This is a genomic window from Stenotrophomonas sp. SBJS02, assembly GCF_020428325.2.
Classification (GTDB): domain Bacteria; phylum Pseudomonadota; class Gammaproteobacteria; order Xanthomonadales; family Xanthomonadaceae; genus Stenotrophomonas; species Stenotrophomonas africana.
Genome location: NZ_CP109812.1, coordinates 3,691,418 through 3,707,715 on the forward strand (window position 1 = coordinate 3,691,418; position 16,298 = coordinate 3,707,715).

Consider the following 16,298-nt stretch of genomic DNA (forward strand, 5'->3'; position numbering starts at 1 on the left):
GGGGCAGCGCCCGGCCTCAGGCCGCGGCTTGCCGGAATTCAGGGGTGCGCGACAGCAGCGAGAGCGAGAACACGCCCCAGTCCTGGCCGTCGGCGTGGAAGGCGCGGTCGACGAAGTGGGCATAACGCCCATCGGCCAGCGCACCAGCATCGATCTGCTGGGCCAGCTCGAAGCTGCGCTGGCCGAACAGTTCATCGATGGTCAGTGCCACGTCGCCACCGGCCTGGCGCATGATCAGCACCCGCTGGCCTTCCTGCTGCACGGTACGCGTGCCCTCCAGGAAGTACTTCAGGTCGACCACCGGGAACAGGTTGCCGCGCAGGTTGCCCACGCCCAGCAACCACGGCTGCGCGCACGGCACCGGCGTCACCGGCGGCATCGGCACGATTTCCACCACTTCGCGGAAATCGGACACGAGCCGGCGCTGGCCGACGCGATAACCCACGCCACGCCAGAGGTCCTGGGCGAACTGCCGCTCGGGCAGCTGCACTGCATGGGCCAGGCTGCGCCGTTCGTAGGCTTCGAGAATGTCGAAGGGCGAGCGCATCAGGCCACCAGTTCGTTGATCCGCGCGATCAGTTCATCCTCGCGCGGCGGCTTGACGATGTAATCGGCCGCGCCCTGGCGCAGGCCCCATGCCTTGTCGGTTTCCATCGCCTTGGTGCTGACGATGATCACCGGAATGTGCTTGATCGCCGCATCACGGGCCATCGCGCGGGTGGCCTGGAAGCCGCTCATGCCGGGCAGGACCACGTCCATCAGCACCAGCTGCGGCACCTGGTCGCGGACCAGCTGCAGTCCATCCTCGGCGTTGTCCGCTTCCAGCACCTCGTGGCCGGCACGGCGCAGCCACTGGGTGAACACCGCGCGGTCGGTCGGTGAATCCTCGATCAGAACGATACGAGCCATTGTGCCTTTCCCCCCTGGTCAGGCGTTGACGTATGTGCGGATGGCACCCAGCAGTTCTTCACGCGTGAAAGGCTTCGTCAGGTATTGCTCCGAGCCGACGATGCGTCCCCGCGCCTTGTCGAACAGGCCATCCTTGGACGAGAGCATGATGACCGGGGTCGCCTTGAACAGCTGGTTGCCCTTGATCAGCGCACAGGTCTGGTACCCGTCCAGGCGCGGCATCATGATGTCGACGAAGATGATCTGCGGTTGCTGGTCTGCGATCTTCGCAAGCGCTTCGAAGCCGTCGGTGGCGGTGACCACCTCGCAGCCTTCGCGCTTGAGCAGCGTTTCCGCAGTCCTGCGGATGGTCTTCGAATCATCGATGACCATCACCCGGAGTCCTGCGAGTTCCCCGCCCGCAGTCGTGTTTTCAGTCATTGCCTATCCCCAAGCGCACGGCCCGATCTCTGGCGGGGGCCGCTACGAAAGCGTATCTATATCGCACTTACTGCGCCCGCTTCAAGGCCGCCCCATGGCGCGGGGCATGGCACCCTCCTGAACGTGACGGGTTTCGCAATGAGTGCGCGACCGCCGGGCGGACGCTGCGTTGCAGTACGGCGGGGAGGCGCGCGACCGGCGTTGCCGCTACCATCAACACCTTGCCTGACAGGTGCGCCCATGCCGTTGAACGTCATCGTGGTGATGGATCCCATCGCCCACATCAAGATCGCCAAGGACACCACCTTCGCCATGCTGCTGGAAGCCCAGCGCCGCGGCCATGCCCTGCACTATGTGCGCCCGGGTGGCCTGGCCCTGGAGGGTGGCGTAGCGGTGGCCCAGACCGCGCCGCTGCAGGTGCGCGACGACCCGGCCGGCTGGTATGAGCTGGGCGCATTCATCCGCACCGAGTTCGGCCCCGGCCAGATCGTGCTGATGCGCAAGGACCCGCCGGTCGACGCCGAATACATCTACGACACCCAGGTGCTGGACGTGGCCGCAGCGGCCGGCGCCTGCGTGGTCAACAACCCGCAGGGCCTGCGCGACTACAACGAGAAGCTGGCCGCGCTGCTGTTCCCGCAGTGCTGCCCGCCGACTCTGGTCAGCCGCGACGCCAAGGCCTTGAAGGCCTTTGCGCTGGAGCACGGCCAGGCCGTACTGAAGCCGCTGGATGGCATGGGCGGCCGCTCCATCTTCCGCAGCGGCCAGGGCGACCCGAACCTGAACGTGATTCTGGAAACGCTGACCGACGGCGCCACCGCATGGCGCTGGCGCAGAAGTTCATTCCCGACATCACCGCCGGCGACAAGCGCATCCTGCTGGTCGATGGCGAACCGGTCGACTACTGCCTGGCACGCATCCCGCAGGGCGATGAGTTCCGCGGCAACCTCGCCGCCGGCGGCCGCGGCGAAGGCCGCCCGCTGAGCGAGCGCGACCGCTGGATCGCCGCCCAGGTGGGCCCGGAGATGAAGCGTCGTGGCATGCGCTTCGTCGGCCTGGACGTGATCGGGGATTATCTGACCGAGGTCAACGTGACCAGTCCGACCTGCGTGCGCGAACTGGACGCACAGTACGGACTGAACATTGCCGGCACCCTGTTCGACGCGATCGAGGCCGGCCTGCGCTGATGCCGTCCGCACCTGCCGTCCTGCCCCCGCCACCGCGCGAAGCGCAACGGCTGGGGGCGACCATCGCGCTGTCTGTGCTGGTCCACGCCCTGCTGATCCTGGGCGTGGGCTTCGCCGTGAAGGGTGATGCACCGCTGGTGCCGACGCTGGAAGTGATCTTCAGCCAGACCCGCACCGCGCTGACGCCGAAGCAGGCTGATTTCCTGGCCGCAGCCAACCAGGAAGGCGGTGGCGAGCACGACCGCGCACAGCGTCCGCGCGACAACCAGGCCGGTATCGTGCCGCAGGCCCAGTCCGGGCTGAGCCCGGTGCCGCAGCAGCAGCAATCGGCCGCACCGGTTCCGCCGCCGCAGGCACGGGTGGTCAGCAGCCGCAATGGCCAGGAGGTGGTGGCGCAGGCGCAGTCCCGCCCCACGCCGGATCAGCCCGAACCGGACGCACCGCTGAGCGCACGCGAGCAGCGCGATGTGGAAATGGCCCGACTGGCCGCTGAAGTGCATCTGCGCTCGGCGCAGTACGCCAAGCGCCCGAACCGCAAGTTCGTGTCGGCCAGCACGCGTGAATATGCCTATGCCAATTACCTGCGTGCCTGGGTCGACCGCGCCGAGCGCGTAGGCAACCTGAATTACCCGGACGAGGCGCGGCAGCGCCGCCTCGGCGGCCAGGTGGTGATCAGCGTGGGCGTACGCCGCGATGGCAGCGTGGAGAGCAGCCGGATCCTGCGTTCGAGCGGAACGCCGCTGCTGGATGAGGCGGCCCTGCGGGTGGTGAAGCTGGCGCAGCCGTTCCCGCCGTTGCCGAAGACCGAAGATGAGATCGACATCCTGCAGGTCACCCGCACGTGGGTGTTCCTGCCGGGCGGCACCCTGCACGACGACCGGTAGGGTTTTGTTGCCCGGGCCTGCGGCCCGGGACCCGCAGAGGCAACGGCCACAGCCGAAGCAACAGCAGAAGCGGCGGCCGGTGTACTGACGCTTGGCGGGGCGGTGTCGGGTGGCGGGGACGCCGCAAGTACGTCCCTGTAGGCTTAGCCGCGGCATCCATGCCGCGGATACCCCGCAACCCGACACCGCCCCACCTCTGACAGATCCCGGCGCACCATTGCTTTGGTAGGTGTCGACCTTGGTCGACACACATCCACGCCACGCGTGGATGCGAGCGAAGCGACCCGCTTTTGACTTTGATTTTCTTTTGATTTTCCGTGGCGGACGCACACGGAAACTGTCAGAGGTCGGGCGGGGTGGGTTCGCGGGGGTATCCGCGCCATGGATGGCGCGGCTAAGCCCCCAGGGACGGGTTCACGGCGTCCCCCGCGAACCCACCCCGCCCGGCCAAGCGCGGCTGTTGCAGTCGACTAACAGTCGACTCTACCGATCCTCGGCCACGAGGGGCTCAGCCGTTGGCCTTCGCCTTCGCCTCGCGCGCGGCCTGCTGCTCGACCAGGGTCAGTGCCACGTTGTCACGCAGGTAGGCCGGCTCGACCTTCTCCGGTGCAATGGCTTCGCCGCGCGCGAACGCCGGCACCGCCAGTGCGAGCACGTCCGACGCACGCGGCAATGCCGTGGCGTCGAATCCGCGCAGTCCGGTGCCCAGCTGGGTCACCAGTGCCCCCTCGGCCGCGCCGAAACCGGTACCGACACCGTAAGCCGACAGCCCTTCCGGCAGCGCCACCGCAGCCGGTGCGCAGACGCGTTCGGCATCACGCGCCACCGGCAGGCCGTCCACACGCTCGAAGCGGGCGACGTAGAGTTCGCCCATCCGCGCATCGATCGCTGACAGGATCTGCGTTTCTTCCACCGGCGCGCGCAGCGCCAACACCTGCAGCGTCGAGACCGGCAGCAGCGGCCGGTCCAGCGCCAGTGCGATGCCCTGGGCAATCGCGATCGCCAGGCGTACGCCGGTGAACGCACCGGGGCCGCAGCTGAGCGCAATGCCGTCCAGCTGGCGGCGGCTGATGCCGGCTTCGGCCAGAAGCGCCTCGGCCCACGGCAGGCTCAGTTCAGCGTGCCGGCGCGGGGCGATCTCGAAGCGTTCCAGCACCTGCCCATCGACATGCAGGGCAACGGAACAGGCTTCGGTGGCGGTTTCAAAGGCGAGCAGTTTCATCGGATCGGGTCAGAACAGGGGGAACGTGGCACCGGGCGCCGGCTCGGGGCCGGTCGCAACAGCGACCGGGGCAGCCGCATCATCGGCCACGGGCGCCCATTGTGGCGTAAAGAAGGCCTGCACATCGGCCAGGCTGCGGGTACGGCGGAACGGCGGCAGTGAATCGAGGAAGACCCGACCATAGCCACGGTTGAGCAGGCGTGGGTCGCACAACACCAACACACCACGGTCGCTCTCGCTGCGGATCAGGCGGCCAACGCCCTGTTTCAGTGCAATCACCGCCTGCGGCAGCTGCTCATCGCGGAACGGATTGCCGCCCTGGCTGCGGATCGCCTCCAACCGCGCCTCGTACACCGGATCGTCCGGTGCTGCGAACGGCAGCTTGTCGATCATCACCACGCTCAGCGCCTCGCCCACCACGTCCACGCCCTCGCGGAAACTGGCCGAGCCCAGCAGCACGCCATTGCCCGATTCGCGGAAGCGTTGCAGCAGCGTAGCGCGCGGTGCCTCGCCCTGCACAAACAACGGCCAAGGCCCATCACGCAGTGCCTCGGCGGCCTCGCGCAATGCACGGTGCGAGGCGAACAACAGGAATGCCCTGCCCTGCGACGCCTGCAACACGGGCCGCAGGGTCTGGATCAGCGCGGTGCCGAAGCCGCGCGCGGCCGGATCGGGCAGGCCTTCGGGCAGGTAGCACAACGCCTGCTCCGGCCAGTTGAACGGGCTTGGCTGGACCAGCGTATGCGGGTCGTCCAGGCCCAGGCGGGTGGCGATGTGATCGAAGCCACCGCCCACGGTCAACGTCGCCGAGGTGAAGATCCATGCCGCGCGACTGCGCTCACGATGCTCGCGCAACGGGCCGGACACATCCATGGGCGTGCGTTGGCAGCGGAAGCCACGTGGCGTGAGCTCGTACCAGAGCACATCAGCGGCATTGGCTGTGTCTGCCGGATCGGTATCGAAGTCGAGGCTGGGCTCATCATCGCCCAGCCAGCGGCTGAGTCGCGAGACCGCCTCGCGCGCCCGCGCATGGCAGGCATCCAGGCCCGCCGCCGCTTCGCGCAGCGGCTGCAGTGCCTGCTCCAGGGTCACCAATCCCGCCATCACGGTATCGAATCCGTCGCGCACCTGTGGCATTGCCAGCGCGCGCCATTGCGTGCCACGCGACGGCAAGCCCTCCATCGCCGAACGCAGCGCCAGCAGCGCCTGCTGCAACTGGTCGACCGGTTCCTGCAGTGCCGACTGTGCGCCCCCTACACCGCGCGCTTCGGCCAGGCAGTCGCGGCCCAGTTCCTGCCACGGACGCATGCCAAAACCTTCGCCGAAGAACTGCGCTGCCAGTTCGGGCAGCTGGTGTGCCTCGTCGATGACAAAGGCCTGCGCCCCCGGCAGCAACTCACCGAAGCCATCCTGTTTCAGTGCCAGATCGGCCAGCAGCAGGTGATGGTTGACCACCACCACGTCAGCGGCCTGCGCGCGTTGCCGCGCGCGCACCACGAAGCAGTCGTCCCAGAATGGGCAATCGGTTCCCAGGCAATTGTCGACGGTGGAGGTGACCATCGGCAGCAGCGGCGAGTCATCGGCCAGGCCTTCCAGTTCGGCGATGTCACCGAACTCCGAACGACCGGACCAGGCCAGGATCCGCTGGAACTGCGCAGCCTGTTCGGGGCTGGAAAAACGCGGCTCGCCCCGTGCCTGCTGCAGGCGATAGCGGCACAGGTAGTTCGCGCGCCCCTTCAGCAGCGCACTGCGCAGGCCGACACCGAGTGCTTGGCGCACCCGCGGCAGATCGCGGTGGTAGAGCTGGTCCTGCAGCGCGCGGGTTCCGGTGGAAATGATGGTACGCAGCCCGGACAGCAGCACCGGCACCAGATAGGCAAAGGTCTTGCCAGTGCCGGTACCGGCCTCGGCCAGCAGCAGGTCCCGCTGCTGCAGCGCATCGGCGATGGCTTCGGTCAGGTGCAGCTGTGCCGGACGCGGGACGAAGGCATCCAGGTGCGAGGCGAGCGCGCCGCCGTCGCTGAGGGCTTCGCGGCTGGCATGGACAAGGTCGGACATCAGAGGGAAAGGATACCCGGCGGGCGCTGCCCGGCACCCGTTTCAAGCCAGAGCGCAGGCAAAGGCAACAGCAACAGCGTGGTTCATGGCTCTGGGTTGCTGCGTGTTTGGCGGGGCGGGAGGGGCAGGCAGGACACGCCGTAAACCCGTCCATGGGGCTCGGTGGCGCCTTGCTCGTGTGCCCTGTCCTGCGCACACGGCAAGACCGGGGTTGGGCGTCCTGCCCAACCCGCCCGAGGCGTGCCTCGGGCCCATGGCGCCAACGGTCCTGCCTGCCCCTCCCGCCCCGCCTTCGACAGTTTCCCGGTGACGGATGGACGTGCTTCGTGGCGTCGCGCTTGCTCGACTGGATTCAGAAGCGGTGGGTCGAACGGAAACAAGAAGGGGTCGGAGCCGTTTTCCTGCGGAAAACGGCTCCGACCCCACAACGAGTGCGCGCAGCGCGCGACCCGCTTTTGATTTTCTTTTTCTCTTCCGTCGCTGGCAGCACACGGAAACTGTCAGAGGTCGGGCGGGGCGGGTTCGCGGGGGTGTCCGCGGCATGGATGCCGCGGCCAAGCCCCCAAGGACGGGTTCACGGCGTCCCCCGCGAACCCACCCCCGCCCGGCCAAGCGCGGCTTTTGCTTTACGCGGCCAAGCAGCCAGCCACGAGGGGCTGCGCCGTTGGCTGGAAACTCAGTACCGCTTGATCCCCGGCACCGTGCAGCCTTCAATCTGCGCATGCGCCGACACCGCATTTTCCTTCTCGCCCCGCGCCAGGCGCGACTGCTCGATCGTCGCCCAGTGCCGGCGGCACAGCGGCCCCGTCTTCGAACCCAGATCCACCGCTTTGCGCGCGAACGTCTCCGCCTGCGCCCACTGCCCCTGCAGCAGCGCCAGTTCGGCACGTTCCTGCAGCACCGCCGGGTCGCCGGCGACGATTTCCAGCGCATGGTCCAGGCTGCTGGCGGCACCGGCCAGATCGTTGGCCTGGCGCTGCGCCTGCGCGGTCACCCGCAGATCTTCCACCTGCGAATCACGCAGTGGCTGCACCGACAGCTCCTTGTCGTCCGGACCCGCAGCGGCATTCACGGCTGCCAGGCGCTGCGCCGGCGTGGTGGTGTCGACCGGCTTGACCACCGGCGGTGCACTGCTCACGCAGGCGGCCAGAGCCAGGCTGAGGCCGGTCAAGGCCAGGAGCTGCAGCAGGGATCGCATGTTCATCGGCTTCATCGGCTCGGAGGAGGAGTGGCGGCGGCAGGTGCTGCGGCAGGTTCGGCGGGCGCTTCCGGCTTGCGGTCCAGGCCGAACCAGCTGCGCCAGCCACCGCCTTCGCTTTCTGCACCGCCCTGCCCGTCCGGCGACACCGCCGGCGCGCACGGCGCATACGCCGGTGCATAGCCGACCACGAACGGGAAGCGGCGTGCACCCGGGCAGCCTTCATCGGTCGTGTTGAGACCGGTGGGCGCCACCGACTGCCAGTCCAGACCCTTGTTGCTGACACGCAGCGGTGCGCTCGGCAGGCGCTGGAAGATGCCCGACCACACCCGCATCGCGCCGGTGGCGCCGTACAGACCGGCCTGCTCGTTCTGGTCGTTGCCGATCCAGATCACCGCCAGATGATCGCCGGTGTAACCGGCATACCAGCTGTCACGGCCGTCATTGGTGGTACCGGTCTTGCCGGCCGGCTGCAGCCGGCCCAGACCGTCGGCGTTGAGGCGCTGCGCGGTACCGCTGGCGACCACCTGCTGCAGGCCGACACTGATCAGGTTGGCGGCGATCGAGTCGCCTTCCTGGGCCGGCGCCGGGGTCTTGTCATACCGCTTGAGCAGTTTGCCCTGCGGGTCGAGCACGCCACGCACCGCGTGCAGCGGCTGGATCTCGCCGCCGGACGCGAGGAACTGGTACAGCTGCGCCATCGCGTAGGGACTCTGGTCGGTAGAGCCGAGGATCACCGCCGGATTCGCTTCGGCCTTGATACCCGCCAGCACGTGGATCAGCTGGGTCACCCGCTCGGGGCCGACCTGCATGCCCACGCGCACGGTGGCCTGGTTGTAGGAATGCGCCAGCGCGTCGATCAGGCGAACGGTGCCATGGCTGCGGTTGTCGGCATTGCCGGGGCTCCAGTTGCGGCCACGACCGAGCTGGACGGTCACCGGTGAATCGTCGACCCAGGTGGCCAGCGAGTAACGGTCCGGCTGAGCCAGCGCCAGCAGGTACACGAACGGCTTGAGCAGCGAGCCGACCGGGCGCTGTGCTTCGATCGCGCGGTTGAAGCCGACCTCGGACACCTCACGGCTGCCGATCACCGCCAGCACGTCACCGTTGTGCACGTCGGTCAGCACCATGCCGGCCTGCAGTTCGGGGCGACGCTTGCTTTCCAGCGACTTGATGGTGCGGGTCACCGCGCCTTCGGCATAGGCCTGCGCGGACGGCGACATACCGGTCATCACGCTCAGGCCTGCGCCCTGCAGCGCCGATTCCGGATAGTCATGGCCAAGCTGGCGACGAACCAGGTCGACGTAAGCCGGGAAGCGGTTGGCCGCGACCAGGCCCGGCGTCTTGGGCACGCCCAGCGGTGCCTTCAGCGCACGCTGGTACTCGGCATCGTCGATCAGCGTGGCTTCGTGCAGCTTGCCCAGCACGAAGTTGCGGCGATCCAGCGCCCGCTCCGGGTTGCGACGCGGGTCGTAGAAGGACGGCCCCTTGACCAGGCCGATCAGCAAGGCGATCTGCTCGGTTTCCAGCGACGACAGGTCACGGCCGAACCAGAATTCGGCGCCGGAAGACATGCCGTGGATCGCCTGGCTGCCACGCTGGCCCAGGTACACCTGGTTGAGATAGGCCTCGAAGATGGTGCGCTTGTCGTAGCGCGCTTCCATGATCAGCGCGTACAGCACTTCGTTGAACTTGCGGGTGACCGTCTGTTCCTTGCCGATGCCGAGCAGGCCGCTACGGGCCAGCTGCTGGGTCAGCGTCGAAGCGCCCTGGCGGCTCTGGCCGCCGGAGCGGATGGTCACCCACACCGCGCGGGCAATGCCGGAAAGGTCGATGCCGTGATGACGGTTGAAGTCCTTGTCCTCCACCGCCTGCAGGCCGGTCACCAGCAGATCCGGCGCCTCATCCATGCGGATCAGGCGGCGCTCTTCCTGCTTCTGGCCGTACAGCGTGGCGATGCGGGCCGGGTCCAACCGTGCGGCCTTCAAGGCCTTGCGGTTGTCGGCGTCGCGCAGCGAAGCGACCGCACCGTCGGACAACGACAGCTCCAGCCGGCGCGGAGCAACGCGGCCATCGACATCGTTGTAGCCGCGGCTGGAAATAACGAAGCGCCCACCGTTCACCGCATAGGTGGCCGGCTCCTTACCCTGCCCGTCATCGCGGTAGGCGGACGCGGCGAGCTCGGTCTTCAGGGTTGCCGCGTCCAACGCCTTGCCCGGCGTAAGCACCAGCGGACGCGCGTACACACGGGTCGGAATCTGCCAGCGCAGTTCACCGAACCGCTGGGTCACCTGTTGGTTCAGGTACAGCGTATAGGGGATCAGGAAGCCCAATCCCAACGCGACCGCGGCCATGCTCCAGGTGATCAGGCGGCGCCGCCACAGCGGGCCGTTGTCCTGCTGGTCGTCGTCGTAATCGTCGATGTCGTCGGAATCGTAGCGTCGGGGCACGGGGATGCGGGCAGGTAGGGTCTGGCGAGTCTAACGCAGCCGCCGTGGCGGCTGGCAGGCGATGGGCTGCGGTTTCACTGCAGTTCAAGCTGGGCGCGACGTCCGCTGGCCTGCCGCGGCCCCTGCCAGTGCCGCCCGGAGGCCCTTCCAGCCGGCTCCGGCCAGGCAGACATTGGCCAACCGAGCGATCAAGCGCGGCATGTCATGGGCGATCCAGCGTCCCTGAACATCCGCGCGGCGATACAGCTGCAGCCGCGACCACGCCATGCGCCAGGCCAGCGCGTGAAGCCCCTGGAAGCGCTCCGGCGCCACGACCACGCCACGCTGTCGCAGCAGAGCATCCAGGGCCAGCAGGCGCCCCGCCGTGCGCTGGCGCGCCTGCGCATCGAACAGGTCGAGATGGCGCAGGCGCTGCAGAAAGCCGCGCCGACTGGCTCCGATCTGGTTGTTGCCATGCTGCCGATAGTCGATGGTCGGTTCGGCCAGCATGTCCAGCCCTCCACACAGCGAGGCGTGGATCGCAAGCCATTCGTCGTGGCTCCAGCCGGCAGGCACGGGCAGTGAATCGGCCAACAGTGTGCGACGCACTGCACAGGTGGCGCCGGTGATGAAGTTCCGTAGCAGGATCGCGTCGATCGCAAGACCCGAACGTTCCAGCTCCACTTCAGCCGGATGCACCACCAGCACCTCCAGCAGGCGCTGGCCCAGCGGCGCGCCCTGCGCATCCACCAACCGCGCGTCGCTGTGCAGCAGCAACAGGGCCGGGTCTGCCTGGAAGCGCTGCACGTAGCTGCGGACCCGCCCCGGATGCCAGACATCATCCTGATCACACAGGAACAGGATATCGGCCTGGCAACGCAGCAGCGCGTCGGCGAAATTGCGCACATAGCCAAGATTCTGTGCGTGCTGGACGATCTCGACACGTACGCCCAGCGCCTGCGCGCGCGGCACGAACGCCTGCAGCAGTTGCAGCGTCTGATCGCTGGAGCCGTCATCGCCGATCACGACTTCGTTCACCGGCAGATCCTGCTCGAGGATGCTGTCCAGCTGTGCCTGCAGGTAGCGCGCACCATTGTAGGTGCACAGCGCGACGCCAATGCGTTCGGCAGCGGCCGATCGGGATGGCGTGTCAGGCATCGAACGTACTCGCGGAAAACAAGGCTGGGGGATGGTAGCAGAGCCCCCGCCAGCGCACGGAAACAGGTGCTGACTATCCGTTGCTGGAATGGGCAGCGATACGCTGCAGGGCCTGCGCAGCGCTCATCGGCTGCCACATGCCCGCCTCTGGCTGGAACGGTCGCGGCGAGATGCCCAACAACGCCTGCAGCGGACCGTTGTCTGCAACCAGGTCCTGCTGCAGGCGTGACACCGGGCCGCGGGCGCGCGGAACCAGTGCGGCCAGGCCACGCAGGGCACTGCCCGGCAACGGCAGCGCGAGGGTCGGCTGCGCCAGGCTCGCATGCACGCGGCGGAACATCGCGTGATAGGGCAACCGTTCGCCGCCACCGATTTCCAGCACCCTCGAGGACCCCGCGCCGCTGCTGATGCAGGCCACCACGGCACGGGCGATGTCATCGGCATGCACCGGCTGGCGCAGGCCATCGGCCAGCGGGATCGGGAAAAGGCGCAGACGCAGGGCGCGCTGCACGATCGGGGTGATGCTGCGGTCGATGCCGGCGCCGTAGATCAGCGTTGGCCGCAGGATCGTCCACACCATGCCGAGACGTTCGGCCTGTTCGATCAAGCCTGCTTCGCCCCGCTGCAGCATCGCTACCACGTCCTGTTCGTCGGCCTGCTCGGAATCCTGCTTGCTCAGCACGCTCATCGAACTGGTGGCGATGACCTGCCCGGCCGGAGCCACGCTCTGCTGTGACAACCACTGCGCCAGGCCTTCCAGCGGTCCGAAGCTGGCGATCGCCTTCCAGGCAGGGGACGGCACGCTGTCCAGTGCGCTTGCGAGATCCCCGCACAGCCACTGCACACCGTCCTGTGCCGGTTGTGGCCGCCGGCTCACCGCCTGCACCCGCTCATGCACCTGCACCAGGCGCGGCAGCAGGAACCGGCCGATCTGGCTGGTGGCTCCGGAAACAAGGACGGTCATCGGCACTCCGTGGGGTGTTGCGGGGCTGGCTACTATAGCGAGCCCTCCGGCAACGGCGAGGCTCAGGGGGAGGACACCCCGATGTCGCGCAGGCGCTGCCGCAGCTGCTGGTACTCGCTGCTGGAAGCACCAACCCCGAGCTCGCCGGCCTGCTGCAGGGCGTGCTCGGCAAAGGCCACATCGCCATTGCCCAGACGCTCGCTGCCAATTGCCAGCCATCGCTGTGCCAAGCGCTGGCGGGCAGCAGCCAGGCCATTCGCAGTGGGTGACAGGGTCTGCCAGGCCTGCAGGCAGGCCCCTGCCGCCTGCACCCGGTTCTGCCGCAGGTTGTCATCGAAGCAACTGCGGCTGGCGGGCAGCAGGCGGGCGGCTGCAGCTTTCACCCGTGCATCGCGTGGCGCCAGTGATTGCGCTTCACGCAGCGCATCAAACGCACTATGGCCGGGCGGGCTGATCCACTGCCCGGCGCGCTCGGCACGCTCCATCCTGCGCAGGTGATCGCGCAGCTGTCGTTCACGTTGCGCCGTACTGACAGCCGGTTGTTTCAGGGACTGCTGCGCCTGCTGCGCGCGTTGCAGGCGCTGCGCCAACTGCTGACGTGCTGCTGCCGACGCACCCAGCTCTTCCGCCAGCACCGCATCGCGCTGCGCAGCCTCGAACTGGAAATCATCGGCCTGGCTCTGGCTGCGCGCAAGCACCGCCTGCAGCGCCTGCTCCCGCCCACGCTGGGCCGCAGGATCCTCCGGTGCCACCGCCAGCACGGCCAGGAATCCTTTCGCTGCCTTTTCCAGCTGCTGCCGCTGCAGCGCGCGCTGCGCCTGCCGCAAGCGTTCGTCTACCGCCCGCGCCAGTGCTTCCTGGCTGGCCGGCAGATCGGCATGGCCCGCATCGAACTGACGCGCGCGCTGCACGATCGCGGCGGCTTCGGCCAGTTCCCCGCGCGCGCCCAATGTACGCGCGTGCTGCAGCAGATCGCTCAGCGCATCCTCGCGCCCTTCCAGTGCCGGCAGGTTGTCAGGCTGCAGCGCCAGGATGCGCTGGAACAACGGCAGCGCGCTGCTGTCGCCATCGTCCAGCCGCCCGGCAGCGAAGGCATTGCGGGCCTGGGCCAGCAGCGCCCCGATGCCGCGCCCGCACTGCGCCGTGCCTGCAGCTGGCGGTCGACGGCATCTGCATCGACCTGCGGCACCTGCAGCTCGCGAGCCAGCGACAGTGCCTGTGCACTGCCGTCGAGGTCGTCGTTCTGCAGTTTGTCGCGGGCCTGCTGCAATGCGGCCGCAGCGGTTCGTGCCAGGCCCTCGCGGGCCTGTGGGCGATCACCATCCAGCGCCAGCACGGCCTGGTAGCGCTCGCGCGCACCACTGCCGTCGGCCGCGCTCAGCCGGCCGGTGGCAAGCGCGCGGTCACCTTCGGCCAGCAGCTGTTCGATCTGCGGCTCACCCCAGAACCAGTCGGCCAATGGCTTGCGCAGCAGCACCAGCAGCACGAACACCGCCAGCGCCGCGACCAGCGCCCAGCGCCACACCCGGCGCGCGTGGCGTGCCTGCAGCCACCACCAACGGCCTTCGCGGCGGACGCGGTCCAGCGCAGGATGTTCAGCGCCATGCGGGCGATGCGGGGGCTCGCGTTCCATGCGTGCAGGGTAGCCGGGGCAGCGTGAAGCTCAGCCGAGGCGACGCGCCTCGCTCACGCCCGGCAGCGCGTCCAGCTTGCCCAGCAGGGTCGACAGCTGGCCGTAGTCGCTCACCTTCAGACGCAGGCGCAGGTGGGCACGGCCACTGTTGCGTACGTTGTCACTGTGGATGTCGAGCACATAGGCGTCTTCCTGGGCGATCAGGTTGGTGATGTCCTTCAGCAGCCAGCGGCGGTCGACTGCAGTGACCACCACGTCCACTTCGTAGCCGCCGCCGGCCTGGCCCCACTCCACCGGCAGGATGCGCTGCGGGCTGGTGGCTGCCAGCCGGGCCAGCGCGGCACAGTCTGCACGATGCACGGTGACACCCCGGCTACGGGTCAGGTAGCCGACGATCGGCTCGCCGGCCACCGGCTGGCAGCAGCGCGCCAGCTGCACCAGCAGATTGCCCACGCCCTGCACCGTGAATTTGGACTTGCCCAGGTTCTCGCGGCGGGCAGTCGGCCGCGGCAGGGTTGGCGTGGGCGCCGGCTGGCTCGCTGCACGTTCGGCTTCCAGCAGGGTACGGCTGACCTGGTTCGGGCCGGTATCGCCCAGCGCCACCTGGATGTAGAGGTCGTCAACGCTGTCGGCATGGAACTTCTTCGCCGCCACCGTCAGGTCCGAGTGCTGCAGGCCCAGCCGCTTCAGCTCACGCTCGAGCAGCTCGCGACCGGCCTGCACGTTGCGCGCACGGTCCAGCTTGTGGAACCAGCTGCGCACCTTCTCGCGCGAGCGGTTGCTGGCCAGGAAGCCGTTGGCCGGCATCAGCCAGTCGCGCCGCGGGTCGGCCTCCTTGCCGGTCAGGATCTCGACGCGGTCGCCGCTGCGCAGGCGATAGGTCAGCGGCACGATACGGCCATTGACCTTGGCGCCGCGGCAGCGGTGGCCGACCATGGTGTGCACCTGGTAGGCGAAATCCAGCGGCGTGGCACCCTGCGGCAGGTCCAGCACCTCGTCCTTCGGGCTCAATGCATAGACCCGGTCCTCGGTCAGCTCGGCGTCGAGCGCCCCGGCCAGCTCATTGCCCTGCCCGTCCTGCGCCTGCTCCAGCAGTTGGCGCATCCAGGTGATCTTGCGGTCGAAGGACTTCTCCGCGCCCTTGCCGCCTTCCTTGTATTTCCAGTGCGCGGCCACGCCCAGCTCGGCCTGCGAGTGCATCTCATGGGTACGGATCTGCACTTCGATGGTGCGCCCTTCCGGGCCAACCACGGCGGTATGCAGCGAGCGATAGTCGTTGGCCTTGGGCCGGGCGATGTAATCGTCGAACTCGCTGGGCACCGGCGCCCACAGTGCATGCACCACGCCCAGCGCGGCGTAGCAGGCGGCCACGTCGTCGACCATCACCCGCACTGCGCGGATGTCGTACAGCTGGTCGAACGCCAGCCGCTTCTTCTGCATCTTCCGCCAGATGCTGTAGATGTGCTTCGGGCGGCCGCTGACTTCGGCCTTGATGCCCTGCGCGACCAGCTCGCGCGACAGCACCTTCTTGACGTTCTCGACATAGCGCTCGCGCGCGATGCGGGTCTCGTCCACCTCGCGGGCGATACGCCGGTAGGTCTCCGGTTCCAGATGGCGGAACGCCAGGTCCTCCAGCTCCCACTTCAGCTGCCAGATGCCCAACCGGTTGGCCAGCGGTGCATGGATGTCGCGGGTCAGCTGCGCCAGCGCGCGGCGTTGCGCGTCGTCGAGCTTGTCGGCCGCGCGCATCCGCGCCAGCTGCCGTGCCAGCAGGATCGGCACCACGCGCAGGTCTCGGATGATCGCCAGCAGCAGGCGGCGCAGGCCTTCACTGTTGCGCCCCGCCTCGCGGCCGGCATGCAGCGCCCACACCGGATCGGCTGCATCCTGACCGTCGAGCAGGCCGATCACCGCCGCCTTGTGGTTACCCAGAGGCAGTTGCTCCAGACTGGCACGCAGGCCCGGCAGGTCGAACAGCAGGGCCGCGACCACTGCGCCCTCATCGGCCGAGAGCATCGCCAGTGCGTCAAGGGTATCGCCCAGCACCGACCAGCTGGCGCGCATCTGGTGGTCGCACTCCGGCGCTTCCCAGTGCTCGCGCAGGGCCTGGCGCAGCGGAGCAGGCAGCACCGCTGCCGAGGGACGGTTCAACAGGCCATCCAGGCCGGGGACGGAAGCGCGGTTCACAGCATCGAGCAGGCAAGACAGAGGCCTCTACACTAGCGCCGGCGCCGTT

At 68.3% G+C, this 16,298-nt stretch carries 11 protein-coding genes and 2 pseudogenes; 2 read left to right on the forward strand and 11 right to left on the reverse strand.

Features of this window, described 5'->3' with window-relative positions:
• Positions 1–16 precede the first annotated feature (16 nt).
• The 3 genes from FQS62_RS17080 to pilG are packed head-to-tail and all read right to left on the reverse strand — an operon-like array spanning position 17 to position 1,329.
• Positions 17–547: a chemotaxis protein CheW gene (locus tag FQS62_RS17080; protein WP_049445439.1), complete on the reverse strand. Its 531-nt coding sequence runs from the start codon at positions 545–547 to the stop codon at positions 17–19.
• Positions 547–909, reverse strand: a complete 363-nt coding sequence (locus tag FQS62_RS17085) for a response regulator (protein WP_005410717.1) — start codon at positions 907–909, stop codon at positions 547–549. Before FQS62_RS17085 ends, FQS62_RS17080 begins: the two co-directional genes overlap by 1 nt.
• A gap of 18 nt (positions 910–927) precedes the next feature.
• Positions 928–1,329 carry a twitching motility response regulator PilG gene (gene pilG, locus FQS62_RS17090; protein WP_005418455.1) on the reverse strand — a complete coding sequence of 134 codons (402 nt, stop codon included), beginning with the start codon at positions 1,327–1,329 and terminating at the stop codon, positions 928–930.
• Positions 1,330–1,569: 240 nt separating this feature from the next.
• Here pilG and gshB point away from each other — a divergent pair.
• Together gshB and FQS62_RS17100 are read left to right on the forward strand one after the other, a co-directional pair.
• Positions 1,570–2,516: pseudogene (gene gshB / locus FQS62_RS17095) on the forward strand (glutathione synthase).
• The gene (locus FQS62_RS17100; RefSeq protein ID WP_049445443.1) at positions 2,516–3,400 is read left to right on the forward strand and encodes an energy transducer TonB family protein; all 885 of its coding nucleotides are present in this window, start codon (positions 2,516–2,518) and stop codon (positions 3,398–3,400) included. Before gshB ends, FQS62_RS17100 begins: the two are co-directional and overlap by 1 nt.
• Positions 3,401–3,908: 508 nt before the next feature.
• On the opposite strand, the gene tsaB is transcribed toward FQS62_RS17100, so the two are convergent.
• From tsaB to FQS62_RS17145, 8 genes and pseudogenes are all read right to left on the reverse strand, one after another.
• Positions 3,909–4,622 (reverse strand): tRNA (adenosine(37)-N6)-threonylcarbamoyltransferase complex dimerization subunit type 1 TsaB, encoded by a 714-nt coding sequence (gene tsaB, locus FQS62_RS17105; protein WP_099589862.1) that lies wholly within the window; start codon positions 4,620–4,622, stop codon positions 3,909–3,911.
• Positions 4,623–4,631: 9 nt separating this feature from the next.
• Positions 4,632–6,680 carry a DNA repair helicase YoaA gene (locus tag FQS62_RS17110; protein WP_099589863.1) on the reverse strand — a complete coding sequence of 683 codons (2,049 nt, stop codon included), beginning with the start codon at positions 6,678–6,680 and terminating at the stop codon, positions 4,632–4,634.
• A gap of 676 nt (positions 6,681–7,356) precedes the next feature.
• Complete coding sequence (locus FQS62_RS17115) at positions 7,357–7,878, reverse strand: hypothetical protein (protein ID WP_180839184.1); 522 nt, start codon at positions 7,876–7,878, stop codon at positions 7,357–7,359.
• An 11-nt stretch (positions 7,879–7,889) separates the two neighbouring features.
• The gene (gene mrcB / locus FQS62_RS17120) at positions 7,890–10,328 is read right to left on the reverse strand and encodes a penicillin-binding protein 1B (protein WP_088479445.1); all 2,439 of its coding nucleotides are present in this window, start codon (positions 10,326–10,328) and stop codon (positions 7,890–7,892) included.
• A gap of 84 nt (positions 10,329–10,412) precedes the next feature.
• Positions 10,413–11,465, reverse strand: a complete 1,053-nt coding sequence (locus tag FQS62_RS17125) for a glycosyltransferase family 2 protein (protein ID WP_049443702.1) — start codon at positions 11,463–11,465, stop codon at positions 10,413–10,415.
• A gap of 73 nt (positions 11,466–11,538) precedes the next feature.
• A complete protein-coding gene (locus FQS62_RS17130) occupies positions 11,539–12,429 on the reverse strand; it encodes an SDR family oxidoreductase (protein ID WP_049443700.1) in 891 nt (296 codons plus the stop codon).
• 62 nt (positions 12,430–12,491) lie between these two features.
• Positions 12,492–14,062 (reverse strand): annotated as a pseudogene (locus FQS62_RS22300) (hypothetical protein).
• Between the two features lie 30 nt (positions 14,063–14,092).
• Positions 14,093–16,249, reverse strand: a complete 2,157-nt coding sequence (locus FQS62_RS17145; protein WP_049443697.1) for a RelA/SpoT family protein — start codon at positions 16,247–16,249, stop codon at positions 14,093–14,095.
• Between the last annotated feature and the right edge of the window lie 49 nt (positions 16,250–16,298).

Coding starts and splice junctions, on each gene's coding strand:
- FQS62_RS17080 (WP_049445439.1), bottom strand. CDS start 547: ATGCGCTCGCCCTTCGACATTCTCGAAGCCTACGAACGGCGCAGCCTG.
- FQS62_RS17085 (WP_005410717.1), bottom strand. CDS start 909: ATGGCTCGTATCGTTCTGATCGAGGATTCACCGACCGACCGCGCGGTG.
- pilG (WP_005418455.1), bottom strand. CDS start 1,329: ATGACTGAAAACACGACTGCGGGCGGGGAACTCGCAGGACTCCGGGTG.
- FQS62_RS17100 (WP_049445443.1), top strand. CDS start 2,516: ATGCCGTCCGCACCTGCCGTCCTGCCCCCGCCACCGCGCGAAGCGCAA.
- tsaB (WP_099589862.1), bottom strand. CDS start 4,622: ATGAAACTGCTCGCCTTTGAAACCGCCACCGAAGCCTGTTCCGTTGCC.
- FQS62_RS17110 (WP_099589863.1), bottom strand. CDS start 6,680: ATGTCCGACCTTGTCCATGCCAGCCGCGAAGCCCTCAGCGACGGCGGC.
- FQS62_RS17115 (WP_180839184.1), bottom strand. CDS start 7,878: ATGCGATCCCTGCTGCAGCTCCTGGCCTTGACCGGCCTCAGCCTGGCT.
- FQS62_RS17125 (WP_049443702.1), bottom strand. CDS start 11,465: ATGCCTGACACGCCATCCCGATCGGCCGCTGCCGAACGCATTGGCGTC.
- FQS62_RS17130 (WP_049443700.1), bottom strand. CDS start 12,429: ATGACCGTCCTTGTTTCCGGAGCCACCAGCCAGATCGGCCGGTTCCTG.